General features: G+C 64.8%; 27 protein-coding genes. 14 read left to right on the top strand and 13 right to left on the bottom strand.

Going from position 1 to position 24966, the window contains the following annotated elements:
• Window positions 1-39: 39 nt before the first annotated feature.
• On the bottom strand, window positions 40-2835 hold the full coding sequence (locus EPO50_RS25740; protein ID WP_296348919.1) for a glycosyltransferase: 2796 nt from the start codon (window positions 2833-2835) through the stop codon (window positions 40-42).
• Between the two features lie 328 nt (window positions 2836-3163).
• Between EPO50_RS25740 and EPO50_RS25735 the strand changes: the two genes are divergently transcribed.
• Genes EPO50_RS25735 through EPO50_RS25725 form a run of 3 tightly spaced genes read left to right on the top strand, consistent with a single transcriptional unit; the run spans window position 3164 to window position 5442 of the window.
• Window positions 3164-4138 carry an alpha/beta fold hydrolase gene (locus EPO50_RS25735; RefSeq protein WP_296348917.1) on the top strand — a complete coding sequence of 325 codons (975 nt, stop codon included), beginning with the start codon at window positions 3164-3166 and terminating at the stop codon, window positions 4136-4138.
• A 1-nt stretch (window position 4139) separates the two neighbouring features.
• Window positions 4140-4877 (top strand): sulfite exporter TauE/SafE family protein, encoded by a 738-nt coding sequence (locus tag EPO50_RS25730; protein ID WP_296348915.1) that lies wholly within the window; start codon window positions 4140-4142, stop codon window positions 4875-4877.
• Between the two features lie 10 nt (window positions 4878-4887).
• Window positions 4888-5442, top strand: coding sequence for a protein-tyrosine phosphatase family protein (locus EPO50_RS25725; protein WP_296348913.1), 555 nt, complete (start codon window positions 4888-4890; stop codon window positions 5440-5442).
• A gap of 41 nt (window positions 5443-5483) precedes the next feature.
• Here EPO50_RS25725 and EPO50_RS25720 read toward each other — a convergent pair whose 3' ends face one another.
• Together EPO50_RS25720 and EPO50_RS25715 are read right to left on the bottom strand one after the other, a co-directional pair.
• Window positions 5484-6332, bottom strand: a complete 849-nt coding sequence (locus EPO50_RS25720) for a CmcJ/NvfI family oxidoreductase (RefSeq protein ID WP_296348911.1) — start codon at window positions 6330-6332, stop codon at window positions 5484-5486.
• 139 nt (window positions 6333-6471) lie between these two features.
• On the bottom strand, window positions 6472-7287 hold the full coding sequence (locus EPO50_RS25715) for a Rieske (2Fe-2S) protein (RefSeq protein WP_296348909.1): 816 nt from the start codon (window positions 7285-7287) through the stop codon (window positions 6472-6474).
• A gap of 96 nt (window positions 7288-7383) precedes the next feature.
• Between EPO50_RS25715 and EPO50_RS25710 the strand changes: the two genes are divergently transcribed.
• Genes EPO50_RS25710 through EPO50_RS25700 form a run of 3 tightly spaced genes read left to right on the top strand, consistent with a single transcriptional unit; the run spans window position 7384 to window position 9239 of the window.
• Window positions 7384-8121 (top strand): TenA family transcriptional regulator, encoded by a 738-nt coding sequence (locus tag EPO50_RS25710; protein WP_296348906.1) that lies wholly within the window; start codon window positions 7384-7386, stop codon window positions 8119-8121.
• A gap of 27 nt (window positions 8122-8148) precedes the next feature.
• Complete coding sequence (locus EPO50_RS25705) at window positions 8149-8574, top strand: heme-binding protein (protein ID WP_296348904.1); 426 nt, start codon at window positions 8149-8151, stop codon at window positions 8572-8574.
• A 2-nt stretch (window positions 8575-8576) separates the two neighbouring features.
• Entirely contained in the window at window positions 8577-9239 is a 663-nt protein-coding gene (locus tag EPO50_RS25700) for a GntR family transcriptional regulator (RefSeq protein WP_296348902.1), read from the top strand.
• 14 nt (window positions 9240-9253) lie between these two features.
• Here the strand turns inward: EPO50_RS25700 and EPO50_RS25695 are convergent, their stop codons facing one another.
• Entirely contained in the window at window positions 9254-10054 is an 801-nt protein-coding gene (locus tag EPO50_RS25695) for an SDR family NAD(P)-dependent oxidoreductase (RefSeq protein ID WP_296348900.1), read from the bottom strand.
• Window positions 10055-10135: 81 nt separating this feature from the next.
• Here EPO50_RS25695 and EPO50_RS25690 point away from each other — a divergent pair, with 81 nt between their 5' ends.
• Complete coding sequence (locus tag EPO50_RS25690; protein WP_296348898.1) at window positions 10136-10900, top strand: SDR family oxidoreductase; 765 nt, start codon at window positions 10136-10138, stop codon at window positions 10898-10900.
• A 2-nt stretch (window positions 10901-10902) separates the two neighbouring features.
• The gene (locus EPO50_RS25685; RefSeq protein WP_296348897.1) at window positions 10903-11397 is read left to right on the top strand and encodes a hypothetical protein; all 495 of its coding nucleotides are present in this window, start codon (window positions 10903-10905) and stop codon (window positions 11395-11397) included.
• A gap of 13 nt (window positions 11398-11410) precedes the next feature.
• On the opposite strand, the gene EPO50_RS25680 is transcribed toward EPO50_RS25685, so the two are convergent.
• Both EPO50_RS25680 and EPO50_RS25675 read right to left on the bottom strand, forming a co-directional pair.
• A complete protein-coding gene (locus EPO50_RS25680; RefSeq protein WP_296348894.1) occupies window positions 11411-12007 on the bottom strand; it encodes a glutathione S-transferase N-terminal domain-containing protein in 597 nt (198 codons plus the stop codon).
• Window positions 12007-12507, bottom strand: a complete 501-nt coding sequence (locus EPO50_RS25675) for a gluconokinase (RefSeq protein ID WP_296348893.1) — start codon at window positions 12505-12507, stop codon at window positions 12007-12009. The genes EPO50_RS25680 and EPO50_RS25675 overlap by 1 nt, the downstream gene beginning before the upstream one ends.
• A 51-nt stretch (window positions 12508-12558) precedes the next feature.
• Between EPO50_RS25675 and gnd the strand changes: the two genes are divergently transcribed.
• Window positions 12559-13536 carry a phosphogluconate dehydrogenase (NAD(+)-dependent, decarboxylating) gene (gene gnd, locus EPO50_RS25670; protein WP_296348891.1) on the top strand — a complete coding sequence of 326 codons (978 nt, stop codon included), beginning with the start codon at window positions 12559-12561 and terminating at the stop codon, window positions 13534-13536.
• Here the strand turns inward: gnd and EPO50_RS25665 are convergent, their stop codons facing one another.
• Together EPO50_RS25665 and EPO50_RS25660 are read right to left on the bottom strand one after the other, a co-directional pair.
• The gene (locus EPO50_RS25665; RefSeq protein ID WP_296348889.1) at window positions 13537-14268 is read right to left on the bottom strand and encodes an SDR family NAD(P)-dependent oxidoreductase; all 732 of its coding nucleotides are present in this window, start codon (window positions 14266-14268) and stop codon (window positions 13537-13539) included. It abuts the gene before it with no gap.
• Between the two features lie 2 nt (window positions 14269-14270).
• Window positions 14271-15116 (bottom strand): SDR family oxidoreductase, encoded by an 846-nt coding sequence (locus EPO50_RS25660; RefSeq protein ID WP_296348887.1) that lies wholly within the window; start codon window positions 15114-15116, stop codon window positions 14271-14273.
• Window positions 15117-15174: 58 nt separating this feature from the next.
• On the opposite strand from EPO50_RS25660, the gene EPO50_RS25655 reads away from it, so the two are divergent.
• The gene (locus tag EPO50_RS25655) at window positions 15175-16047 is read left to right on the top strand and encodes an S-methyl-5'-thioadenosine phosphorylase (RefSeq protein ID WP_296348885.1); all 873 of its coding nucleotides are present in this window, start codon (window positions 15175-15177) and stop codon (window positions 16045-16047) included.
• Window positions 16048-16050: 3 nt separating this feature from the next.
• Here the strand turns inward: EPO50_RS25655 and EPO50_RS25650 are convergent, their stop codons facing one another.
• The 3 genes from EPO50_RS25650 to EPO50_RS25640 form a co-directional block, all read right to left on the bottom strand.
• The gene (locus EPO50_RS25650) at window positions 16051-16806 is read right to left on the bottom strand and encodes an IclR family transcriptional regulator (RefSeq protein ID WP_296348883.1); all 756 of its coding nucleotides are present in this window, start codon (window positions 16804-16806) and stop codon (window positions 16051-16053) included.
• Window positions 16807-16823: 17 nt separating this feature from the next.
• A complete protein-coding gene (locus tag EPO50_RS25645; protein WP_296348880.1) occupies window positions 16824-17765 on the bottom strand; it encodes a tripartite tricarboxylate transporter substrate binding protein in 942 nt (313 codons plus the stop codon).
• 87 nt (window positions 17766-17852) lie between these two features.
• Window positions 17853-18923: an LLM class flavin-dependent oxidoreductase gene (locus EPO50_RS25640; protein WP_296348879.1), complete on the bottom strand. Its 1071-nt coding sequence runs from the start codon at window positions 18921-18923 to the stop codon at window positions 17853-17855.
• A gap of 107 nt (window positions 18924-19030) precedes the next feature.
• Between EPO50_RS25640 and cysQ the strand changes: the two genes are divergently transcribed.
• From cysQ to EPO50_RS25620, 4 genes are read left to right on the top strand one after another with little or no spacing between them, the layout of a single operon-like run.
• Entirely contained in the window at window positions 19031-19825 is a 795-nt protein-coding gene (gene cysQ / locus EPO50_RS25635; RefSeq protein WP_296348877.1) for a 3'(2'),5'-bisphosphate nucleotidase CysQ, read from the top strand.
• A complete protein-coding gene (locus EPO50_RS25630; RefSeq protein WP_296348875.1) occupies window positions 19822-20799 on the top strand; it encodes an L-threonylcarbamoyladenylate synthase in 978 nt (325 codons plus the stop codon). The genes cysQ and EPO50_RS25630 overlap by 4 nt, the downstream gene beginning before the upstream one ends.
• A gap of 23 nt (window positions 20800-20822) precedes the next feature.
• The gene (locus tag EPO50_RS25625) at window positions 20823-22292 is read left to right on the top strand and encodes an FAD-binding oxidoreductase (protein ID WP_296348873.1); all 1470 of its coding nucleotides are present in this window, start codon (window positions 20823-20825) and stop codon (window positions 22290-22292) included.
• A complete protein-coding gene (locus EPO50_RS25620) occupies window positions 22289-23719 on the top strand; it encodes an FAD-binding oxidoreductase (RefSeq protein ID WP_296348870.1) in 1431 nt (476 codons plus the stop codon). The genes EPO50_RS25625 and EPO50_RS25620 overlap by 4 nt, the downstream gene beginning before the upstream one ends.
• 23 nt (window positions 23720-23742) lie before the next feature.
• Here the strand turns inward: EPO50_RS25620 and EPO50_RS25615 are convergent, their stop codons facing one another.
• Both EPO50_RS25615 and EPO50_RS25610 read right to left on the bottom strand, forming a co-directional pair.
• Window positions 23743-24036: a hypothetical protein gene (locus EPO50_RS25615; RefSeq protein WP_296348868.1), complete on the bottom strand. Its 294-nt coding sequence runs from the start codon at window positions 24034-24036 to the stop codon at window positions 23743-23745.
• Window positions 24033-24899, bottom strand: a complete 867-nt coding sequence (locus EPO50_RS25610; protein ID WP_296348866.1) for an isocitrate lyase/PEP mutase family protein — start codon at window positions 24897-24899, stop codon at window positions 24033-24035. The genes EPO50_RS25615 and EPO50_RS25610 overlap by 4 nt, the downstream gene beginning before the upstream one ends.
• Window positions 24900-24966: the final 67 nt, after the last annotated feature.

Genomic DNA, 24966 nt, shown 5'->3' with positions numbered 1-24966 from the left:
GACGCTTTCACTGAGTCGACAGGGAAAAGCGCCCTCCCCTTACTGTGCGGGTTGCAGAGCGGGAGCGGTCGTCGCCGGGGCCGCCGGCGTGGCCTCGAACACCGTCCGGGCATGCCGCATCTGCTCCAGAGCATTGACCATGGAGACATAGACAGCGGCGGCGAAAGGCAGCGACTGGACGACCATGAACACGGCCCAAAGCCGCGCCTCGGGATTGACGACGCCGTTCGTGGTCCAAAGCACAATGGCGGCCAGCCACAGCAATACCGCGAGCACGGCTTCGCCGCGTGCCATGCCGAGCGCCATGCCCAAGGTCGCACGCTCGTCCATCTTAGGCGTACGCATGAAGGGCAGACGACTGGTCGCCAGGCCATAGATCACCGCACGGCCCACCGTATAGGTGAGCGCCAGGCCCGCCAGCGACGCGCCAATGCTCTGCCGGAAGGTGCAGCGCACGCGATCGAAGTAGAGGCCGAACGAGTAGACCAGCTTGAAGACGAAGATGCCGATGGTTGGCACAATGAACTCGGCCGGCGGCAGGCCGACCGGCTTGATGCCGAACAGCGGCGGCAGCACGACGGCCAGGACCCAGGCGAGGCCCGCCCAGGTGAAGATCAGGTTCAGCGCATCGGCGAACCACGGCAGCCAGCCGGCGACGAAGTGAAACTTCTGCCAGAAGGTGAGCTTGGTCTGGTTGCCCAGCATCTTGCCGGCATGCGCCTTCATGATCTGCATGGCGCCGTAGGCCCAGCGGAAGCGCTGCTTCTTGTAGCCGGCGAAATGATCGGGGGTCAGGCCATGACCGAAGCGCTCGCGGCTGTACATCGCGCCGTAGCCCTTCTCCATCAGCCGAAGGCCAAGCTCGGTGTCTTCGGTGATGCACCATGTCGCCCAGCCGCCCATCTCCTCCATGCAGGAGCGGCGAACCAGGGTCATCGTGCCGTGCTGGATGATGGCGTCGTATTCGTTACGCAGGCACATGCCGATGTCGAAGAAGCCGGCATATTCCCAGTTCAACATCTCCTTGAACCGGTCGCCCTTCCAGTCGCGGTGATCCTGCGGCGCCTGGACGTAGCTGATCTTGGCGTCGTCGAAGTACGGCACCAGCGCCTTCAGCCAATCCGGGCGCACCATGTAGTCGCTGTCGATGACGCCGATCACCTCGGCATCGGGCGCTGTCTGGCTCAGCACGTAGTTCAGCGCGCCGGCCTTGAAGCCTTTCATCACGTCGAAGTGGAAGAACTTGAAGCGCTCGCCGAGCTGGGCGCAGTAGTCCTGCACCGGACGCCACACCGCGGGATCCTTGGTGTTGTTGTCGATGACGATGACTTCGAAGTTCGGGTAGTCGAGCTGCTGCAGCGAATCGAGCGTCTGGATCACCATCGCCGGCGGCTCGTTGCAGATCGCAAGATGCAGCGAGACCTTGGGCCAATGGCGATCGGCGGGCTGGCGGGCAATCATCTCGGCAGCCGGCAGCGCCTCGCGCGTCCAACGACCACGCCAGATCGTTTCTGCCATTTCCAATGCCTGGATCAGGGCCATGCCGAGGCTGATCACGAGGAAGAAGGCGAGCGCGGCCCAGCTCACCATTTCGGAGGTGAGCATGTAGGTCCCGGCGGCGACCGACGCGCCGTAGGCCACGGCGCTCGCCGACAGGGCCAGCAAGGCGCAGAAGCCCACTTGCCCCGCCGCGCCCATCCGCGGCCAGCGCCACAGGAAGAGCAGCATCAGCGGAACAGAGACGCCCAGCGACCAGGCTGCACAGGAGATCCACTGCGGGAAGGTCTCGATCGGGCCGCTCCAGGCGAACTTCTGTTGCCGGTCGGCATTCCACAGGCCCCAATAGCCGCCCGCCTTGCCTTCGAGGTCGTACGACTTCCACGGCTGATCGACGGCTTCGACGACGAAGGTGTCGATGTTCTGCGAGCGCAGCCACGCCACCATGTCGCGCACGTTCTTGGCCTGCTCGGCCGGCGTCGCATACTTCACCAGGCCGGTGCCCGGGCTGCGGCGCGCCGCACCGTTCGACGGCCAGCCGACCTCGGTCACGACGATGTTCTTGTTGGGATAGAGCTTGCGCAGCAGCCCGATCTTTTCCTTGAGGTATTCGAGCGGCGTCGAGCTCGACTGCTCGTCCCAGTAAGGCAGGATGTGCACGGCGAGATAGTCGACCTCGCGCACCAGTTCGGGATAGCGCTCCCAGATGTGCCACGGCTCGGCGGTGCTGACGGGCACCTTGACGTTGCGCTTGACGTTCCTGATCTCGCGGATGAGCTGCGCCGGGCTGACGGCGTTGGGATCGCGCCGGTCGCGCTCGCCGTCCCAGCGCAGGATGTTCTCGTTACCAACCAGCACGCGCTCGACGCTGGGATTCTGGTTGGCGATACGGATCAGAGCGCTGGTTTCCTCGCCGTTCACCTCGCCAGCCTCGCGGCCGAACTGCTGCTTGGCCTCGTTGGCGCTGTAGATCCAGGCGCCGGGGACGAGCTTCAGCCCATACTTCGTGGCAAGGGCCGGCATCACGTCACCGCCGTCGGTCGTGCGATAGGTACGGACGTAGTTGACCTTGCCGGAGAGCATCGCGAAGTCGCGCTCCATCTGCTCCTTGCGCGGCTTGATCTGCGGTGTCGGTGCGTCGGACACAGCGGTGCGCAGGAAGCTCCAGACGCCGCTCGACTTGCCTTCGAGCGGGTCCTGGTCCTTCGCCCAGGGAGCGTAGGTCACGCCATGCAACGGACCTTCGACATTCGCAGCCTGGAGATAGCCATCGAGCAGGCGCCAGCCGACAACCGTGGCCAATGCTGCAACCAGAAGAACGAGACCCCGACGCATCATGAAAGGTTTGACAGCTCCGGCTTCCGCCGATGGCGCATGCTCGCTTCGGGATCGCGGTCGCATGTCTCCTGCGGGCGACTGACGTCGACGCAAGGACCGTGCCGGATCGACTCACCAAACGAGCCGACTACCACGCAGTGCGGCAGACCTCTTGGAGGTTTCCTTGCGCCAGATTTCCTCGTCTACGACCCTTCGCAGGCGATCAGGCGACGGCGCGATCTATAGCCCGCGCCTCCCCCAGCGGTAAAGAGACTGACAGGGATGATGGCCAAAATGCCTAATTCTCCGCTGGCTTTGACCGGAGACCTTCGCCAAAACGCCTTAAAGAATGACCAATCAGGATCCGACGGCTGCGCCAGCCAGCGTGCCGCCCCCCCTCACTGCAACCTATCGGGCCGCGGACCGTTATGGCTTCCTTGAGCGCGCCGGCGCGCGCATCCGGTACGCCTGGTGGAACAGCCTGGGACCAGGTCCGGCTCGGGGCACTGTGGTCGTCCTGACGGGCCGCGCAGAGTTCATCGAGAAGTATTCGACCGAGATCGTGGGCGAACTCCTGGCGCGGGGCTATGCCGTCGCCGCCATGGACTGGCGAGGCCAGGGCCTGTCCGACCGTCCCCTTGCCGACCGCGGCAAAGGCCATATCGACAATTTCACCACCTATATGGCCGATGTCCGGCTGTTCCTCGACAGCGTTGTGGGGCCTGTCGCGCCCCGGCCCGTCCTGGCGCTCTGCCATTCCATGGGCGGCCACATCCTGATGCGCGATCTCGCCGAGAACGGACCCGGCCCGCTGTCCGCCGCGCTGTTCGTCTCGCCGATGACCGCCCTCTACCGCGAGGCCATGCTGCGGTCCGTCCTGATGCTGATGCCGGAAATCCCGATCGTGGAGGAGCGCTACCTCTTCGGCACCGGACCGTTCATGCTGCTGGCCCGCGAGTTCAATTCCAACTTCGTCACTCACGACGAGCGGCGCTACCGCTTTACCGACGACTGGTTCACGGCCGATCCCCGGCTCGCCCTGGGCGGGCCGACCCTGGGCTGGGGCCGCCAGGCGGTCCGGTCGATGGCCACAGCGCTCGAACCGGGCTACCTCGAACGCATCCAGCTTCCGCTGCTGCTGATCTCAGCAGGGGAAGACCGGCTGATCGATCCCAAGAGCCATGCCCAGGTTGCAGCCCGGCTCCGTCACGGCGAGCACTTCACAATCGCTCACGCCCGCCATGAGATCATGATGGAAACCGACGATATCAGGGCCTTGTTCTGGGAGGCCTTCGATCGGTTGGCGAAAGGCGTGCTGGGCTGACATGACCGAAGTGCAGATGCTGGTGATCGCCGGCGCGTTCATCATCGCCGGCATCGCCAAGGGTGCGATCGGCATCGGCCTCCCGCCCATCGCCATCGGCCTCATGACACTGGCCATCCCGCTCGAGGATTCGCTGGCGATCATGACCATCCCAACGCTGATCACCAACGTCTGGCAGGCGGTCTATGGTGGCGGCTTCTGGCGCCTGTTCCGCCGTTTCTGGACTCTCGCCGTTCCCGGTGTCGCCGCTCTGCTCTTCGTCGCCGCAACTCTGGGGCAATTGGGGTCGGCTCGTGCCACGGCCTGGCTTGGCGTGATGCTGGCGGCTTACTCGGTGGTCGCGCTGCTCGCCTGGCGTCCCAAAGTGTCACTGGCAAACGAGCGCTGGGCCAATCCGCTGATCGGCATTTCCAGCGGCGCCATTGCCGGCGTCACCGGCATCTCCGCCGTTCCCTTCCTGCCCTACATGCAGTCGCTCGACATCAACAAGGATGATCTCGTTCAGGCATTGGGCATCATGTTCATCTTCCTGATCGGTGCGCTCAGCCTGGCGCTTTTCCGGCAAGGCGCCTTCGACGCGACCAACACCATCGGTGGCTTTGCGGCGGTGATACCGACGTCGATCGGTGTCTGGCTCGGGCAAAAGTCGCGCGAAGCGCTGTCACCCGAGATGTTCCGTCGCATCTTCCTCGTCGGCTTGCTGGGCATCGGCCTGCACATGACCCGCGGCTTGCTATAAACTGGAACCCATGTCCCTCCCCCCTTTCAAGGTCACCATCTGCGGCATCCCCGAGCTGCCGCAGCATTGCTCGGTCGGCGTCAGCCATGTCCTGTCGATCATCGACACCCACGAGCCCCGCCCGCTGGCGCTCGACGACTATTTCGAGATCGACCACGAGTTGATCCGCTTCGACGACGTGGTCGCGGAGTATCCGGGCTTCGAAGCCTGCACGCCGGCGCATATCGAGAAGGTGCTGGCGTTCGGCGAGCGCATCCACGCGCGGCCCGACGGCCATGTGCTGGTGCACTGCCATGCCGGCGTCTCGCGCTCGACCGCGGCTGCAGCCATCCTCATGGCGCAGAATGCGCCGGGTTACGAAGAACAAGCCTTCCTGAAGCTGCTCGAACTGCGCAAGCATGGCTGGCCCAACACGCGCATGGTCCAGTTTGCCGATACGCTTCTGAAGCGCGACGGCGCGATGCTGCGGGGGCTCGTCGCCTACCGTAAGGCGCTGCTCAAGGTGAAGCCGCACCTCACCGAGATCATCCGCAACATCGGCCGCGGCCACGAAATCCCGGCGTAGTCGTCGAGGGCGCGCCACTCATTGGCACGCCCTCAACTGTCTTAGCTGCGGTGGAATACCAGCGTCCGCACCTCGATGCTCTCCCGCGGCGGAGCGTCAACCGCCGCGGTCGGATCGGTGAAGGCGCTGTGCGGTGTGAAGCGCGCGGGGACGCCGGTGGACGTATCGGAGCACTTCAGGAGAAGTGCTTCGTCGGTCTGCATCTGCGGCACGTAGTACCAGCGATGCGTCGGATTGTACTTCACGGAATAGGTCTCACCGACACGATGCGGGTAGACGAGATCGGACGGCACCAGATCGTCGGAATGGATGGTTGTTGCGTCGCATACGGCGAGCGGTGAATCCTGCAGCGGACCCTTGATCGGCCGCCACAGGTTGATGACCTGGACGCGCCCCATCAGCAGCTCCTCTGCCTCGTCCGGCAACAGGTCGCGCACGCGTTGCGGACCGGACCGCGCGGTGTGATCGATATGGACGCGACGCACCGGCTGGCGCGGCGCATCGGCCTGCGTCTCCGCGTCGGGCACGCGGCGGCGGGTCGTATGGTCGAAGATGTGAACACGATAGGCGCCCGTCGCCTGCTTCACGAGGCGCTCGACCTCGGGATAGTAGACACGACGCACTTCCTCATCGTCGAAGAAATCCTTCACCGCGCTGCGATGCTGCAGCAGTGCGAACCCATTGGCGTCGAGCGACACGTGATCGGCAATCGGTCGGGCATCGCGGATCTTCACCGCATGCGCCTCATGCTCGGCATTGGTACGCGGCACGCCTGCCGGCGGATCGAACGTGTAGTTGCGCGGCCGCTCCGTCATCGGCACGAGATAGTTCATGTCGGCGGTGACGTGGGACAGGTTGGACAGGATTTCGAGATTTTCTTGCAGCGTCATGGGGGCAGGACCTCCGAATGTGTTCGGATGATCTTGGGCCTGCTGCCTTTACGCGCCATGGAGAAGAGTTACAGCGCTCCATGAGGGGAGATTATCCGAAAGAAAAACTCTTCTCCGGACAGGCCACGACACAGCACGTTCAGGTTGCCGCGGGTTCCTGCGCATAGGCCGATGCCAGACGACGGTGGAAATCGACGATCAATGCGCCGTCACTCGCGCACGCAGTTCCTGCAGTTCGATCAGCCTGCAACTGCTCGCAGGCTTGCTTGATGAGGCCCACCGCCGGGGTGTGCTCTTCGACAGCGCCACCAAAGACATGGGTGAAGAGTCGCGTGCGCAGGAACGTGTGCGGGACGATCTGCTCGACGATCGCGAGCGCTCCCGCCCGGCGCACCGCCAGCAACGGCCAACGCCACAGCAAGTCCGATGATGGCCCGTGCTCGGCCAGCAGATGCTCGACGCAGACTTTCCAGTTGCAGCCGATATCGGTCGCCAATGTGCCGCCGTAAGCTGGCAGATCGCCGCCGAGCTCTGGCGCGGCTGCCGATGAGCCCAGGCTGAAGAACACGAGGCCTGAGACGGTCGTGCAGGCCAGGTTGGCCAGATGCAGATCCGTCGACTGCAGATCCTTGGGGGCGACTGGCGCTGGGGCGCTCAGAAAGCGGCCCTGAAGGTCATAGGTCCAACCATGGAAGCGGCAGCGGAAGCTCTGGCAGTTGCCCGAGGGTGTCCCCACGACCTGCATGTTCTGGTGCCGACAGGCATTACGGAGGACGCGTACAACGCCTTCCCCGTCACGAACACCAAAGACGCTCCAGCCCCCCACGCTGGCCGCCAGGAAGTCCCCTGGACGCCCGATCTGGGCCTCCGCGCAGAGCGGCAGCCAATCGCCCGAGAAAACCGTGCGTTTCTCGGTCTGGAAGGCGTCGCCGCCGGTGTAATCCTCGGTTTTCATATATTTAGTATACAATATTGGAGGATTTCGATTCAATTTTGACTCATATCAGCAAAATTGTATACAATCATGCTTCCAACCCGAAGGAGGCCTCAAATGGCAAAGAGTGCGTTCCGTCAGGCTCTCGAAGAAGCGATCGAACAGCGTCATTCGGCCGTACATCCCTGGAGCGAGGCCTGGACCTCGGGAAAGCTCGACCGGCGGCTGCTGGGCGAGTGGGTAAAGCAGCACTTCCATTATGTGAGCCACTTCTCGGAGTGGTTGGGTGTCGTCTACGCTTCCTGCCCGCATTGGGACGTGCAGCACTTCCTGCTGGAGAACATCACCGAGGAAGAAGGCTTCGTCGGCTCCGGCGACTTCGCGGCCGTGCGTCATTCCGATCTCCTGCTCGACTTTGCCGAGACCTGCGGCATGAAGCGGTCGGAAGTCCTGGCAGCCCAGGTCAATGGTGAGCTCTTGCCCGAAACCATGGGCCTGCAAAGCTGGTGCGCCACGCAGGCTCACAAACCCTTCGTCGAAGCACTGTCGGGCCTGCTGATCGGCCTCGAAAGCCAGGTGCCGCGCATCTACAGCAAGACCACGCCGCCTCTCCTCGAGAAGTACGGCTTCGCCGAGGATGAGGTGACCTTCTTCACCCTGCATATCGTGGCTGATGCCGAACATGGCGAGAAAGGCTTCGAGATCGTGGAGAAGTACGCCACCACAGACGAACAGCGCACGGCCTGCGTCCGGCTCGTCAAGGAAGCGACCATGATGCGCCGCCTCTATCTCGACGGCCTCTATCGCAAGTTCCTGGTGCAGCCGCAGGCGGAAGGTAAGAAGCTCGCAGCCTAATCTCGTAGCGTAGCCAGGGATCGAAGCGTGCATACCTACAACACTCTCACCCTCGCCGAGGCACACACCATCCTCGACGCGGCGCAGAAGAAAGCAGAGGAGCTCGGTATCCCCGAGGTCCTCTGCGTGGCCGACAATGCGGGCTATCCGATTGCGCTCCGACGGCTCGACGGTGGCAAGGTGACGAGCGTCCAGATCGCGATGAACAAGGCGTTCACCGCGGCGGGCCATCGCAAGCGCACCGACAATTACAAGAACGCCTATCCCGGTGAAGAGGCGTTCGGCATCTTCACCCAGCACGAAGGCCGCTTCACGGTGTTCGTGGGCGGCTTTCCGATCTTCGTCGACGGCCAGTGCGTCGGCTCCGTCGCAGCCTCCGGCGGCAACGGCGAACAGGACATCGCCTGCTGCGAAGCCGGCATCGCCGCCTTCATGGCGACCTTGAAGGCCTGATCATGGCCGCCGACCGCACCTCTCTTAGCAAAGTCGTCAGCGACCAGATTCGCGGTCAGATCCTCGAAGGCAAGTTCCGTCCCGGCGAGCGTCTGGTCGAGGACAGGCTCTCCGCCGATCTCGGCGTATCGCGCGTGCCGGTGCGCGAGGCCCTGCTCGGCCTTTCCATCGAAGGGCTGGTGCGGTTGGAGCCGCGCCGCGGCGCCACCGTGGCCGAGATAACGCCAGAGATAGTGGCCGAGCTGGTGGAAGTCCGCGCCCTGCTGGAGGGCCAGAACGCCCGCCTGGCGGCGCGCCGTCACGACCCCGAGATCGTGGCGCAGCTACGCGAGACGCTGAAGCGCGGCAACGAGGCCGCGGAGACCGGCACGCCCGATCAGCTTGCGCGACTGAACGGCGAGTTCCACGAGCGCCTGGCCGAAGCCAGCCGCAACTCGGTGCTGACGGAGGTGATGCGCTCCCTGCGTGAACGCACCAGCATCGCCTTCGCTATCAACGGCCGCGACCGTGCCCGCGAGGACTGGAAGGAACATGCCGGCATCCTGGCCGCCGTGATCGACGGTGACGAGGAATTGGCGGCATTGCTGGCGACGCGCCACGTCCACAAAGCCGCCGAAGCCTTCGCGCGGGCGCACGCCGCCGCGGCAAACGACGCGGCGGACTGAAAGACAGGAGCGAACTACCGGCCCTTCATCGGCAAGCCGCCGAGATGCGTGCCGGCATCGACGATCAGGAATTCGCCGGTGATGTTGCTGGCGCTGGTCAGGAAGAAGATCGCCGCCTCGGCCATCTGCTCGGGCGTGCCGGCCTGGCGCAACGGCGTCGTCTGTTCCTGGGCTTGCTTCAGCTTTTCATAGTTCTCCTCGCCCAGAGCGCCCAGCAGCCAGCGCGTCTGGATGAAGCCCGGACACACGGTGTTCACACGAACCGCCGGCCCGAACCAGCGCGCCAGGGACAGCGTCAGCGTGTTGAGCGCGCCCTTCGAGGCCGCGTAGGGGATCGACGTGCCGACACCCATCACGCCCGCGATCGAGGAGATGTTCACAATCGAGCCACGATCCTGGTTCTCGTCCCACTGCTTCTTCATCGTGGGATAGACGGCCCGGCTCATCATGTAGGGGCCGGTGACGTTGACCCTCAGGATGCGATCGAAGTCCTCCGGCGTCACACCGTCGAGGTCGCCCTGGTTCTGGAACTTGGTCGTACCGGCATTGTTGATCAGGCCGTCGATACGGCCCCACTTCTTCATAGTCTCGGCGGCGAGCTTCTTGCAGTCCGCGTCCTGGCCCATGTCGGCCTGCACCAGGATAGCTTCGACACCCTTGGCCTTCACCGCCTCGTAGGTCGCGTCGGCTTCCTTCTTGCTCTTGGTGTAGTTGATCACGACGTTCCAGCCGCGGCCTGCCAGATCGATCGCACATGCAGCGCCCAGACCTGTCGCCGAGCCCGTTACGATCGCGACCTTGTTCGATTTCGCCATGCTTCTCTCCCGATATCTCGCGGCCCCTTTCATAGGCTAGGATCGCCCCGCAAAGCAAAGAAGTGGGAGCGCGGGCGGAACATGGCCGATCTGTTTTCGATGAAGGGGCGCGTCGTTCTGCTGACCGGCGCATCGCGCGGATTGGGTCGCGACATGGCGCTGACCTTGGCAGGCGCTGGCGCCACCGTCCTCTGCGCCGGCCGCACCGTGAAGGAACTCGAGACCACCGTACGCGCGATCACGCGCAAGGGCGGCAAGGCCCATGTCGTGCCGCTGGATATCACCGACGAAGCGGCCGTCTGCCAGCAGGTCGAGGCGATCGTGCGCCGGCACCGACGCATCGACGTGCTGATCAACAATGCCGGCATCCTCTACCGTCAGGATGCCGTCGACACACCGACCGAGACGTTTCGCAAGACGATCGAGACGGACCTCGTCGCCCAGTTCGTCGTGGCGCGCGAAGTCGGCCGCCACATGCTGAAGCGCAAGTACGGCCGCATCGTCAACATCTCCTCGGTCATGGCAATCCTCGGCCGCGCCTCGGTGGCGGGCTATGTCGCGGCCAAGCATGGTGTCGTTGGCCTCACCAAGACGCTGGCGGCGGAACTCGGCCCCAACATCACGGTGAACGCCATCGCACCGGGCTACATCCGCACGGAGATCAACGTGGCGCTGCAGAAGAACCGCGACTTCAGCGACATGCTGGAGCGCCGTACTGCGGCCAGCCGCTGGGGCAAGCCCGAAGACCTGCGTGGCGCGTTGCTGCTCCTGGCCTCCGACGCCGGCGCCTACATCACCGGCCATACGCTGGTGGTCGATGGCGGTCTGACGACGATCCTGGCCTGACCATGCATCTCACGTCGATGCCCCGATGGGCGATCCTGCTGCTTGGTGTCGTGCTGCTCACCCTCGGTTTTGCCGCCCACAAAGGCTGGCTCCGCGACCCATCGCTGGCGCGGACTGACTATATCGGCGGGACCGACGTGTCGGTCGAGGACGCGAAGCTCTACCGCGCCGTGCCGTTCGAATGGCGGGTGAACACCGCGGGCGGATCGTTCAAGGGCGACGACCGGGCGTATGTGCGCATCGACACTTCAGGTGAGAGCACCCTGCTCTGCGGCTGGATCCGGCTCGACAAGGGTGGTGCCTCCATACGCGCGACGCGATGGCTGAGCGAAGCCCGCCTCAAGATCGGCGAGCTGAAAGTCTCGGCTCTCTTCATCGCGCCGGTCGAGAAAGCGCCAGGCGATGGGCTGAGCGCCGGCTGCGCCCGCCTCGATCCCGGCGTGAAGCCCGCCGTCGATGCGCCGCTGGTGCTGGAAGGTCCGCCCGTTCGGGAATGACCGACCGCGGCAATCAATCGACGCCGTTGCGGCCGTGCTTCAGGAAGGCCGGCCGCTCGCTCAGCCGGCCATAGTAGGCCGCGACGGCTGGAAACGCCGGTCGCTCCATCGCCGTCATGAACCAGCGATTGACCGACAGGCCGATCGGGATGTCGGCCAGCGTGAAGCGATCGCCGGCGATGTAGGCGCCCGTCGTGGCAAGTTGCGCCTCGACGATGCCGACCATGCGCATCCATTCCTTCTTCGACGCTTCGATCTGGTGTGGATCATCGTAGGCGGGATTGCGTCGGGCGATGGCCGAAAAGGCATAGCGCCAGGCAGTGTTGAACTCTGTCGCCTGCCAGTCGATCCATTTCTCGATCTCGGCACGACGGCGTGGATCGCGCGGCAGCAGGGTTTCCGCGCTTTGCTTGTTGGCGAGGTAACGGATGATCGTGTTGCTTTCCCACAGCACGAAATTGCCATCGACGATCACCGGCACGAGGCCGTTGGGGTTCTGCGTCAGCTCCGGCCCCGAATCGTGCCGCGTGTAGGCAACTCCCAGTTCCTCGCAGGTCCACAGGACCTTGCGGACATTGATCGATGTCGCCTTGCCCAGGATCTTGAGCATCACTTCCCCAGCCGACGCATGATCTCCGCGACGATATCGGACGGCACGCCCTCGACATCGACGATGATCGGATGTTCGTCGGGCTCGGGTTCCTGCAGGGTCGCGAACTGGCTGTCGAGCAGGCCGACCGGCATGAAGTGCTCGTGCCGCGCCGCCATGCGACGCTGGATGAGATCGCGCGCCCCCCGGAGATAGACCAGCGCCACCTCCGGCCGATCTCCGACGATGATGGCACGGTAGGCGCGTTTCAGGGCCGAGCAGGTGACCACCCCCTTCTCGCCCTGTACCCGCCAGACGTCGATCTCGCGTGCAATCGATTGCAGCCAGGGCAGCCGGTCGGCGTCGGTAAGCGGCGTGCCGCTCTTCATCTTCTCGACATTGGCGCGTGGATGGAGGTCGTCGCCTTCGAGGAAACGTGCGCCCAACGCCCCTGCCAGCATGGCAGCGACGGTTGTCTTGCCTGAACCCGACACGCCCATGACGACGATGATGGTCTTCATTGGCCACGAGCCTATCATGGGCGCGGCTCGGAAAACGAACGGGAGAGACGGATGCAGCTTGGCATGGTCGGCCTGGGACGCATGGGAGGTAATCTCGTGCGGCGCCTGGCGCGGCAGGGACACGAATGCATCGTGTTCGACGAAAATCCGGCGGCAGTCGCCTCTTTGGCTGGCGAGCATGTCCAGGGCGGCGCCGATCTTGCCGACCTGGTACGCCGCCTCGCAAAGCCGCGTGCCGTTTGGGTGATGTTGCCGGCCGGAGAGATCACCGAGCAGACCGTCGCCCACCTGGGGACGCTACTGGAACCCGGCGATACGATCATCGACGGCGGCAACACCTTCTTTCACGACGACGTGCGTCGCGCCGGGGGCATGAAGGCTAAGAGCATCCACTATCTCGATTGCGGGACCAGCGGCGGCGTCTGGGGTCTGGAGCGCGGCTACTGCCTGATGATCGGCGGCGCCAAGGAAGCCGTCGATCGACTCGACCCGGTCTTCCAGGCGCTTTCCCCGGGCGGCGGCACGATCGCCAAGACGCCTCACCGCGACGGCCGCGACCCCCGGGTCGAACGCGGCTACCTGCACTGTGGCCCGAGCGGCGCCGGCCACTTCGTGAAGATGATCCATAACGGCATCGAGTACGGCATGATGCAGGCCTTCGCCGAAGGCTTCGAGATCCTGAAGAAGGCCTCTTCTCCGCACATACCGGAGGAGCGGCGCTACGACTTCGATCTCGCCGACGTCGCCGAGGTCTGGCGGCGCGGCAGCGTGGTCAGCTCCTGGCTGCTCGACCTGACGGCGTCGGCGCTGGCCGAGGATCCGGCGCTCGGCAAATACTCGGGCTTCGTCGAGGACTCGGGCGAAGGCCGCTGGACGATCAACACGGCCATCGAAGAGGCCGTGCCGGCCGATGTCCTGTCGGCAGCGCTCTACGCCCGCTTCCGGTCACGCGACCAGGCAGGCACGGCCAACAAGCTGCTATCCGCCATGCGCCACGCCTTCGGCGGCCATGTCGAACCCAAGAAGTAGCTAGAGGAACGACATGCCGCCGCTGAGCGCGACGGTCTGGCCAGTCATGTAGGCGTTGCCGATCACCATCATCACAGCCTGAGCGCATTCCTCTGCCGTGCCGAACCGGCCAAGCGGAATGCGGTCCGGCGACGAGGCGAGGCCTGAGCGGACCATGTCGGTCTCGATCAGCGAGGGCGCCACGGCGTTGACAGTGACTCCGTCCTTCACGACGCGCGCGGCGTAGCCGCGGGTCAGGCCTTCCATACCAGCCTTGGAGGCATTGTAGTGCGGCCCGATGCCTCCCGCGCCGCGCGCCGCACCGGAAGAGACGTTGACGATGCGGCCCCATTTGCGGACGCGCATGCCAGGCAGGACGGCCTTCGTGCAGAGGAAGGCCGACTTCAGGTTCACCGCGATCGTGCGGTCGAATTCCTCTTCGGTGAGATCGTCGATCCCGCGGATGATCGCGAGGCCGGCATTGTTCACCAGCACATCGACCGGCCCCAGCTCGCGCTCCACCGCCGCCACCATGTCGGCAACGGCACTAGCGTCGGACACGTCGGCCGCCACATCCATGGCCTTGCCGCCCTCGCGGCGGATCGCGGCGACGACGTCGCGCGCGTCGGCGGCACGTTCGCGATAGTTCACGGCAACGGCTGCCCCCGCTTCTGCCAGCGAAAGCGCGACCGCACGACCGATGCCACGCGAGGCGCCAGTAACCAGGGCTGTCCGGCCTGCCAGCGTTCTCAAGGTCAGACCTCGTCCACGCCGAAGGCCTGACGCATGGCCTTCACACCCTCCTGATGTGGCGTCCACAGGCGACCGCCGACCAGGCCGCCATCGACCACGAGATCGTGGCCGTTGATGAAGGTCGAGTCGTCGGAGGCAAGGAATACGGCCGCGTGCGCAATGTCGTCCGTGATGCCGGCACGCGGGATCGGCTGGTTCTTGGCCATGCTGGCCTTTACCGCCTCTGCGTAACCGTCGGCCTTGTCAGCCGGCAGCCCGAGCGCCTTGGCGAAGATGCCGGTGGCGATTCCGCCGGGCGAGATCGAGTTCACGCGCACACCCTTCTCGCCGAGCTGCATGGAAACACAGACGGTGAGATGCACGACGGCGGCCTTGGCGGCGCTGTAGATCATCGAGGTCGAGTAGCCGGCCCGGCGGGCGGCGACGCTGCCATTGTTGATGATGCTGCCCGAACCCTGCTTCATCATGATCGGAGCGGCATGCTTCATGCCGAGCATCACCGAGCGCACCAGGGTCGCCATGGCCGCATCGAAGCCCTCGACCGGCACGGTCTCGATGCCGCCGACCGGGGCCGGCCCACCGGCATTGTTGAAGAGGCAGTCGAGCCGGCCCCACTTGGCGAGGCAGGTATCGAGCACCTTCTTCACATCGGCTTCCTGCGTGGCATCTGCCTGCACGAACACGCAGCGATCCTTGCCCAGTGCCTCCTCCAGGGAGCGGCCGAGCTCGGCACGCCGGCCGGTGGCGACCACCCGGGCGCCCTCTGCGACGAAAAGCTCGACCGTGCGGCGGCCAATGCCGCTCGTTGCGCCGGTCACGATGGTGATCTTGCCGTCGAGCTTGCCCATGAAAATCTCCCCTTTTGGCTGGATGGGATGATACACCAACGCCCACGAGGAGAAGCGCATGACGGTGTTGGGTATTCTGGGCGGAAGTGGCGTCTACGATATCGCCGGTCTCGAGAAGGCCGAGTGGCGGCGGGTGGCCTCGCCCTTCGGCGAGACGTCCGACGAGTTCCTGTTCGGCGTCCTCGACGGGCTCGATGTCGTGTTCGTGCCGCGCCATGGCCGCGGCCACCGCCATTCGCCGACCTCGATCAACTACCGGGCCAACATCGACGCCCTGAAGCGCGTCGGCGTCACCGACATCCTCTCGCTCTCGGCCTGCGGCTCGCTGCGCGAGGATCTGCCGCCGGGGCACTTCGTCGTCGTCGACCAGTTCATCGACCGCACCTTCGCCCGCGAGAAGAGCTTCTTTGGCGAAGGGCTGGTGGCGCACGTCTCGATGGCGCAACCGACCTGCAACCGCCTGGCGCATGCCGTCCACGATTGCGCCAAGGCAGCGGGCTTTCCCGTGAAGTTCGGCGGCACCTACATCGCGATGGAAGGCCCGCAATTCTCGAGCCTGGCCGAGTCCAAGCTCTACCGGAGCTGGGGCTGTGACGTCATCGGCATGACCAACATGCCGGAGGCCAAGCTCGCCCGCGAAGCGGAGATTTGTTACGTCACCGTCGCCATGGTCACCGACTTCGACTGCTGGCATCCCGATCACGACCATGTGCAGGTCGCCGATATCGTGCGTGTCCTGCTCGACAATGCCGAGAAGGCCAAGACGCTAGTCACCATGATCGCGCCGCGCCTCAAGGAAACGCGACCCGAAGTATGCCCCGCCGGCTGCGACCGGGCATTGGAGCATGCGCTCATCACCGCACCGGCTGCTCGATCGCCCGAGATTGTCGCGAAGCTCGATGCCGTGGCCGGCCGGGTTCTGAAGCCGTAGGGATTAGCGTCGTTGCAACGGCGCTCCCATCAGTCGTGAGATCTCTTTGGCCGCGGTAATCAAAAGCGGGATGTAGCGGTCCATCACTGCGGGCTGCAGACGCTCCACAGGAACCGTCAATCCCAGGGCGGCCAGAGGCCGGTCGGCATGATCGTAGACCACGGCCGCCGCACCGCCGACCTGCTCACGCCATTCACCGACATTCGTCGAGAAGCCATCGCGCCGCGCCTTCTCCAGGACCGTCAGCAAGTCCGCCCGCCGGCAGACCGTGTGCGGCGTGAAGCGCGGCAACTCCTCCGGCAAGGCCATCAACGCCTCGAGCGGCTGAACCGAAAGCAGGGCTTTGCCGGTTGCGACGCAATGCGCCGGCGTGCGTTGGCCGATCCGTGAATAGGCACGAACCGGTTGGGTGCTCTCGATATTATGGATGGAGACAACCTCGCAGGTCGTCATATCGAGGACGGACAGGTGGGCAGTCTCGTCGACCTCCGCCACCAACCTCTGCATGGTCGGCGCCGCGACACGGGCGACATCGAGGCGACCGATGACGAGGGCGCCCAGCTCCCACAACTTCGTCGTCACCGTGTATCGATGATCGATCGACGCCACATATCCTTGGCCCATCAGCGTCTGCAGTAGACGGTGCACGTTGCTCTTGGAAAGGCCAAGGCTCTTGGCGAGTTCGGTGACGCCAAGCGGAGTGGCGCTGGCGGCAAGGGCCTCCAGGATCGACAGCGCCTTGACGACCGTCGTGTCCATGCCGCCGGCGCCCACTGTCAATCGAGCGAGATGTTCAGCGAACGGACCAGCGGCTCCCATAGCGCACGGTCCTTGGCGAGATACTTCTCTGCCGATCCCGCTTCCTGCGGGCCCGGGATGACGATCGCCAGCGATTCAAAGCGCGCCTGCAGAACCCCGCTGGCCAGGATCTTGTTGATTGCGGCCTCCAACCGGCTCACCACGGCGGCCGGCGTCGCCTTGGGGACGGTCAAGCCGTACCAGCCCAGCGCCTCGAACCCCGGATAGCCGCTCTCGGCAACAGTTGGGATCCCCGGGGCGACGGCTAGTCGCTTGGCACTCGTGATGGCGAGCGGCACGACCGTATGCTGCGAGATCTGCGGCAGTGCACCGGAGATCACCTCGGAGAACATCTGCACCTCGTTCGACAGCAGCGCCCGCATGGCGCCGGCACTGCCTGGATACGGAACGTGCATCATCTTGATCCCGGCGCGCTGCGCAAACAACTCTGCCGCGAGATGCAGCGACGATCCCAGGCCCGGCGACGAATAGTTGATCTTGCCTGGATTAGCCTTCGCATAGTCGACGAATTGAGCCAGCGTCTTGGCTGGAAACTGCGGATTGACGATGAACACCACCGGCACCTCGGCGATGATCGAGATCATCCGGAAGTCGCGGTCGGTGTCGTAGGTCAGCCCCTTTTTCAGCAGCGGGTTCAGCGTGTAGGTAGTGCCTGTCCCGAGCAGCAATGTGTAGCCGTCAGGCGCGGCATTTGCGGCCGCCGTTGCTCCGATGGCCGTGGCCGCGCCGCCTTTATTGTCCACGATCACCGGTTGGCCGAGTTCCTTGGCCAGCGGTTCGGCAAGTACGCGCGCCAGCAGGTCATTCGTGGCGCCCGGTGGATAGGGAACAATGAGCTTGATGGGCCTGTCCGGGTATTGCGCGACTGCGGCGCCCGCAAAAGCAAACGTAAGAGCCACGGCACACGCTAGGGCGCCGCAAAATTTCTTCCCGAACACATTTCCTCCCGATGGTTTGTCAGTCTTGTCGTCAGTGCGGCTAGGTATTCAGGCAGCCGCCTGCTCGCGGTCTATCTCGAGCGCACCTGCCTTCAATCGCGGTATGAGTTCACGACCGAAATCCGCGACATCCCCCAGCGGGTCGAATCCACGGATCAGGAACGAAGCGACGCCGAGGCGGTAGTACTTCAGCATCGCCGCCGCGACCTGCTCGGGCGTTCCGACGAGGCATGATGTATTGCCCTTGCCGGCTGCCGCGCCAGCCACCGGCATCCACAGCCGCTCGTCGTGCACGTCGCCACGACGGGCGAGTTCGACCAGACGTTCGGCGGACTTGTCCTGCGGCTTGGTCGGCAAGCCACCCGCCTGCAGATCAGCGAGAATCTTCTTCGCTTTGTCCCATGCCGCGCCTTCCGTGTCGGCGATGATCGGGCGGAACGACACATTGAAGCGAGGCTGGCGGCCGTTGGGCTGCATCATGCGTCGCAACTCGGCGATACGTTCGGCCGTCTCGGCAAGCGGCTCGCCGAACATGGCGAAGGTATCGCAGTGCCGGGCCCCCATCTCCATCGCCCCCGGAGACGAGCCGCCGAAGAACAGCGGCGGATAGGGTTGCTGGAAGGGCTTGGCCTCGGAGAACACGTCCTTGAAGCGGTAGAACCTGCCCTCGAAATCGAACGGTGTCGTCGAGGTCCAGACCTTGCGCATTACTTCGAGATACTCGGAGGCACGCTGATAGCGCTCCTCCTTCGGCGAAAAGTCGCCCTCACGCTGCTGGTCGGCATCGCTGTTGCCGACGATGATGTGGAGGGCAAGGCGCCCACCCGATAGCTGATCCATCGTCGCGGCCGCACGCGCAGCGAGTGTCGGCGCCACGACGCCAGGCCGATGGGCGATCAGGTAGGAGAGTTTCTCCGTGTGCGCGGCCGCGTAAGTCGCGACGCCGAAGCCGTCAGCCGACGAGGCGTAATAGCCAACCAGGACGTAGTCGAAGCCCGCGGTTTCGTGGGCCTGTGCGAATTCGCGAAGGAACGACCGCGAAATGCCGCCCGCGATCACATGCAACGCCGTGCCCTGAGGGGGAGCAACCCCGATCATCCCAATCACCTTCACGGGCATTGCTTTCTCCAATGATGTTCTATATATTAGAATGCTGTTCTAAAATACTGAGCGCAGCGAAGTTTGCTGTCAAGGCAGGCATTCCGCCGTCTATAAGGCCGCGGTCCATGTCCCGCTTATTGCCCCCGCCTACCACCCTTCGTGACGCCTGCACCGAGATCGCCGAAGCAGCAGCCGTCGAAATCATGCGCATCTACGCCGGCGATCTCGGCGTGCGTAACAAGGCCGACAAGAGCCCGGTCACCGATGCCGATCATGCGGCGGAGGCGGTCATCCTGGCGGGGCTGCACAAGCTCACGCCAGGTGTAGCCATCGTCGCCGAGGAGGAGATGGCGGCCGGCCGCAAGCCTACGCTCGATGGCGGGCCGTTCTGGCTGGTCGATCCGCTCGATGGCACCAAGGAGTTCATCAAGAGGAACGGCGAGTTCACCGTGAACATCGCCCTGATCGAGAATGGCCGCCCGACGCTCGGCATCGTGCTGGCGCCGGCGACCGGTCTCCTGTGGCGCGGTGCGGCCAGCCTCGGCGCCGATAAGCGCGAGCGTGGCGGCGCCTTCACCGCGATCGCTACACGCTCACCGCCGCCTCAAGGCCTCACGGCCTGCGCCAGCCGCAGCCATGCGATCTACAGCGATCTCAATATCTGGTTCCGCTCCCAGAACCTCACCGTCGCCGAGCGGCTGGAAGCAGGATCGTCGCTCAAGTTCTGCCTGATCGCCGAAGGCAGAGCCGATATCTATCCGCGCTTCGGACCCACCAGCGAATGGGATACGGCGGCGGGCCAGGGCGTCCTCGAAGCCGCCGGCGGTGAAGTCGTGACGGTCAGCGGCAAGCCCCTGACCTACGGCCATCCGCCGTTCCTCAATCCGCATTTCATCGCCCGCACCAAGGCGGCGCGATGAAGGTTGTCGAGCCGACAGCGCAATCGGTTGCCGAGGCGGCGACACTTCTACGCGACGGCAAGCTGGTCGCCTTCCCGACCGAGACGGTCTACGGGCTGGGTGGCGACGCGACCAACGAGCGTGCGGTTGCCGCGATCTTCGACGCCAAGGGCCGGCCGCAGTTCAATCCCCTGATCAGCCATGTGCTGGATGCTGCCGCAGCGCGGCAGTTCGTGCGCTGGAACGAGACGGCGGAAAAACTGGCCGCCCGTTTCTGGCCCGGTCCCCTCACCCTGGTGCTGCCGCGTTCCAAAGGATCGCCCATCTCGCTTCTGGCGACGGCCGGTCTCGATACAGTGGCGATCCGTGCACCTTCGCATCCCATGGCGCAGGCACTGATCCGTGCCGCCGGTCGTCCTGTCGCCGCGCCATCGGCAAATCGCAGCGGCGCTATAAGCCCGACGCGGGCCGAGCATGTCGCGGAGTCGCTGGGCGACAAAGTGCCGATGATCCTCGATGGCGGCCCCTGCCTGGTCGGAGTCGAGTCGACCGTACTCGATCTCTCGACGGCAACGCCGATCCTGCTGCGGCCCGGCGGCGCGACGAGAGAGTCGATCGAGGCGGTGATCGGCCCGATTGCGCTCAGCGACGCCATTCCGAACGGCGAGGCCGCGCACAAGTCGCCTGGCCAGATGCAAAGCCACTACGCACCAGAGCGGCCGGTGCGGCTTGAGGCAATCAGCGTTGCGGCCGACGAAGGCTTACTGGCTTTCGGTCCGACTGTGCCCACAGGCGCCATGCTGACCTACAATCTCAGTCCGACGGCGGACCTTGGCGAAGCGGCAGCCAACCTCTTCTCCATGCTGCGTGCGCTCGACAGGCCGGGCATCGGCCGCATCGCGGTCATGCCCATTCCGCAGACGGGCCTCGGCCTTGCGATCAACGACAGGCTCCGCCGCGCCGCCGCGGATGACGGCACCGGCCGGCACGGCTAGTCTGCGGCAAACGAGAGGAAACAATGCCCGATACCGTTCTTGCGCCTGTGATTCCGACCGTGCCGGTCACTCCTGCCCTTCTGGAGGCGCTGCGCGCCATCGTCGGCGACAAGGGGTTGATTCAGGACGAACCGGGCAAGCAACCCTTCGTCACCGACTGGCGCGGCTCGATCGTGGGCAATGCCGCCGTGGTGGTGCGGCCGGCAAACGTCGAGGAAGTCTCCAAGGTCGTGAAGCTGTGCCACGACAACGGCATCGCCATCGTGCCGCAGGCCGGTAACACCGGCCTGATGGGCGGCGCCACGCCCTATCCCTCGCACACCGGCATCGTCCTGTCGGTCGGCCGCATGAACAAGGTCCTGAACGTCGACCCGGTCGGTTATTCGATGACCGTCGAAGCCGGCTGCATCCTGCAGACCCTGCAGGAGACGGCAGCCAGCCACGACCGCTTCCTACCGCTCAGCCTCGGCGCCCAGGGTTCGTGCATGATCGGCGGCAATCTCTCGACCAACGCGGGGGGCGTGCAGGTGCTGCGCTACGGCAATGCGCGCAATCTGGTAATGGGCCTCGAGGTCGTGCTGCCGAACGGCGACATCTGGAACGGCCTGCGTGCGCTCAAGAAGGACAATACCGGCTACGACCTCAAGCACCTGTTCATGGGTGCCGAAGGCACGCTGGGAATCATCACCAAAGCGGTGCTGAAGCTCTGGCCTGCGCCCAAGGACGTGGCAACGGCCTGGCTCGCCATTCGCGATCCGCAGGCCGCCATCGAGATCCTGTCGGAAGCGCATGCCGCGTCAGAGGACAATGTCGGCTCCTGCGAACTGATGAGCCGCGCCTGCACCGACATGGTGCTGCGCCACATCCCAGGTACACAGGACCCGCTCAAGGCCGATACGCCCTGGTTCCTGCTGCTCGAATGGTCCTCGTCGCGGCCCAAGGCCGATGGCGCCGAGGGCATGTCTGAGAAGATGGAGCAGTTCCTCGCCGACCAAATGGAGACCGGCCGCGTCCTCGATGCTGTGATCGCCCAGAACGAAGCGCAGTCGCGTAACATGTGGGTGATCCGCGAGTCGGTGGCGCCGGCATCGCGCGCCGAAGGTCCCGGCCTCAGCTACGACATCTCGGTCTCGATCTCCAAGATCCCCGACTTCATCGAGAAGGGCATCAAGGCGGCCTACGACGTCCTGCCGTCGATCCGTCCCTATCCGCTCGGCCATATCGGCGACGGCAACCTGCACTTCTCCTTCATGGGGCCGGTGGGCATGGACCGCCAGACGCTGCACCAGTATTCCCCGGCCATCACGCGCGGCGTGAACGATCTGGTCCGCGACATGGCGGGTTCTATTTCGGCCGAGCACGGTATCGGCATCGAGAAGATCGACGAGCTGGCGCACTATCGGTCCAAGATCGAACTCGACACGATGCGCTCCATCAAGCGCGCGCTCGATCCGAAGAACATCATGAACCCTGGCAAGATCCTGCGACTGTGACCGACCTTATCGAACGCCTGCGGGCCATCGTCAGCGACAAGGGCCTCATCCTCGACGAGGACGGCAAGCACCCCTATCTCACCGACTGGCGCGAGACTTATCTCGGCAAGGCGCTGGCCATCGTGCGGCCGGCCACCACCGAAGAGGTGGCGGCCGTCGTGAAGCTCTGTGCGGCCGAGAAGGTCGCGATCGTGCCCCAGGGCGGCAACACCGGCATGATGGGCGGCGGCACGCCGCACGAGGACGGCCACGAGATCGTGCTGTCGCTCAACCGCATGAACCGCATCCTCGATATCGACACGATCGGCTACACGATGACCGTCGAGGCCGGGGTCATCCTGAAGACCATCCAGGAGACCGCCGCGCAGCACGACCGCCTCTTTCCCCTGAGCCTCGGCGCCGAGGGAAGCTGCACCATCGGCGGCAACCTCTCGACCAACGCCGGCGGCGTGCAGGTGCTGCATTACGGCAACGCGCGCCAGCTCGTGCTGGGAATCGAAGTCGTGACGCCGCAGGGCGAGGTCTGGAACGGTCTACGGGCGCTGAAGAAGGACAATACCGGCTACGACCTGCGCGATCTCTATCTCGGCGCAGAGGGCACGCTGGGCATCATCACCAGGGCGGTGCTGAGGCTCTGGCCCAAGCCCAAGGATGTCGCGACGGCCTGGATCGCCGTCCCCTCACCGGAGGCTGCCGTCGAGCTGCTGAGTGGTGCGCACGCCGCCTCCGAAGACAACGTCACCTCCTGCGAGCTGATGGCACGCCAGGGCATCGACTTCGTGCTCGATCATATCCCGGGCTCCACCGATCCCCTGCAGGAGAAGTACGACTGGTACGTGCTTCTCGAATGGTCGTCGACACGGGCGCGCCGGCCCGGCGTCAACGAGACCGGGCTCGCCGAGAAGATGGAAGCCTATCTCGGCGAGGCGATGGAAAAGGGCCTCGTGTTCGATGCAGCGCTCGCCCAGAACGAAGCGCAGGCACGCGCCTTCTGGGCGATCCGCGAGAACCACTCGGAAGGCCAGAAGCGCGAAGGCCCCTCGATCAAGCACGACATCTCTGTGTCGGTGAGCCGCATCGCCGGTTTCATGGCGGAGGGCCTCGCCGCCATGAAGAAGGCCCTGCCCGACTGCCGCCCTGTGGTCTTCGGCCATGTCGGTGACGGCAACCTGCACTTCAATTGCCAGTCGCCGCCGGGCTGGAACAAGGCGCAGTTCATGACCTACCACCACGCCATCAGCGGTGCCGTCTATGACCTTGTGGTGAGCCACGGTGGCTCGATCTCGGCCGAGCATGGTATCGGCCGCCTCAAGGTCGAGGACCTCGCCCACTACCGCAGCAAAGTCGAGCTCGACACGATGCGCACCATCAAGCGCGCCCTCGATCCGCAGAACCTGATGAACCCGGGCAAGATCCTCCAGCTCTGAGGACTGCGCCGCCCCGTGACGCTCTAGTTCCGGGGCGTCCGGTCGTTGCTGCGATCGACGATCTCGTACTGCACGTCGATCACCTTGCGATCCTGACGCGCCGGCGGCTCGGGCGGCGGCGGGCGGCGGAACAGGTTCAGGATCCAGGTCTTGGCCTTGAAGCCCAGCAGCACGATCAATACGACCGCGGCGACGCCTGCGATCACCGCAAAGCCCAGCACCGCCAGTATGACGAAGCCGATCAGCGCGAGGATCGCCTGCAGCCAGACGCGGGCCGGCAGGCGTGACAGCATCTCGAGGAACTGCTTGCCGTTCATGTCGCCCAGCGCTTCTCGAAATCCCAGACCTCGGCGAAGCCCATCAGCTCGTGCATGTCACGATACTGCGGGACCTCGACACCGTTGCTGGTGCCGCGATCCTTGAGATGCGTCCAGGCAAGCCGCATCGCCTCGGCGGCGACACTGAAACCCAGGCCGGGATAGATCGCGAGGTCGAAGCCCCACTTCTTCAGCCGATCGACCTCGACCCGCGGCGTCTTGCCGAACTCGACCATGTTGGCCAGCAGCGGCTTGGTGACTTCGCGGCCGATCCGCTCGAGCTCGGCCTCGGACTCCGGTGACTCGACGAAGATCACATCGGCGCCGGCTTCTTCGTAGAGCCGCGCGCGGCGCAGCGCTTCGTCGAGCCCATGGGCGGTGCGGGCATCGGTGCGCGCCACGATCAACGTTTCCTCGTGACGGCGTGCGTCGGAAGCGACCTTGATCTTGAGCGCCATCTCCTCGGCTGGAACGACTCGCCGGCCCGGCGTATGGCCGCACTTCTTGGGCATCTCCTGATCTTCGATCTGGATTGCGGCAACGCCCGCGGCTTCGTAGCCGCGGATCGTGCGCTGCACATTCAGCAGCCCGCCATATCCGGTATCGGCGTCGGCGATCAGCGGCGTTTCCACCACGGAGCAGATCATCTCGGCGCGGCCCACCATATCCGAATAGGTCGCGAGCCCGGCATCGGGCAGGCCCAGCATCGAGGCCGTAGCGCCATAGCCTGTCATATAGAGCGCCGGAAAGCCCATGCGATCGGCGACGCGCGCAGAGATGCCGTCATAAATACCGGGCGCCAGGATAAACTCACCCTGCGTCAGAAGTGCCCTGAGCTTCGCTGCCTTCGGATTGCCTGCCATTTCCCACTCCTCGCCCGCAAACATGTCGGAGTTGTGTCGCCCCCGCCAGCGTCGAGAGGCCGATACC

Source organism: Reyranella sp. (genome assembly GCF_004297405.1).
Taxonomy (GTDB): Bacteria; Pseudomonadota; Alphaproteobacteria; order Reyranellales; family Reyranellaceae; genus Reyranella.
The sequence above is the reverse complement of the archived record's forward strand: the minus strand, read 5'-3'. Positions and strand labels throughout refer to the sequence as shown.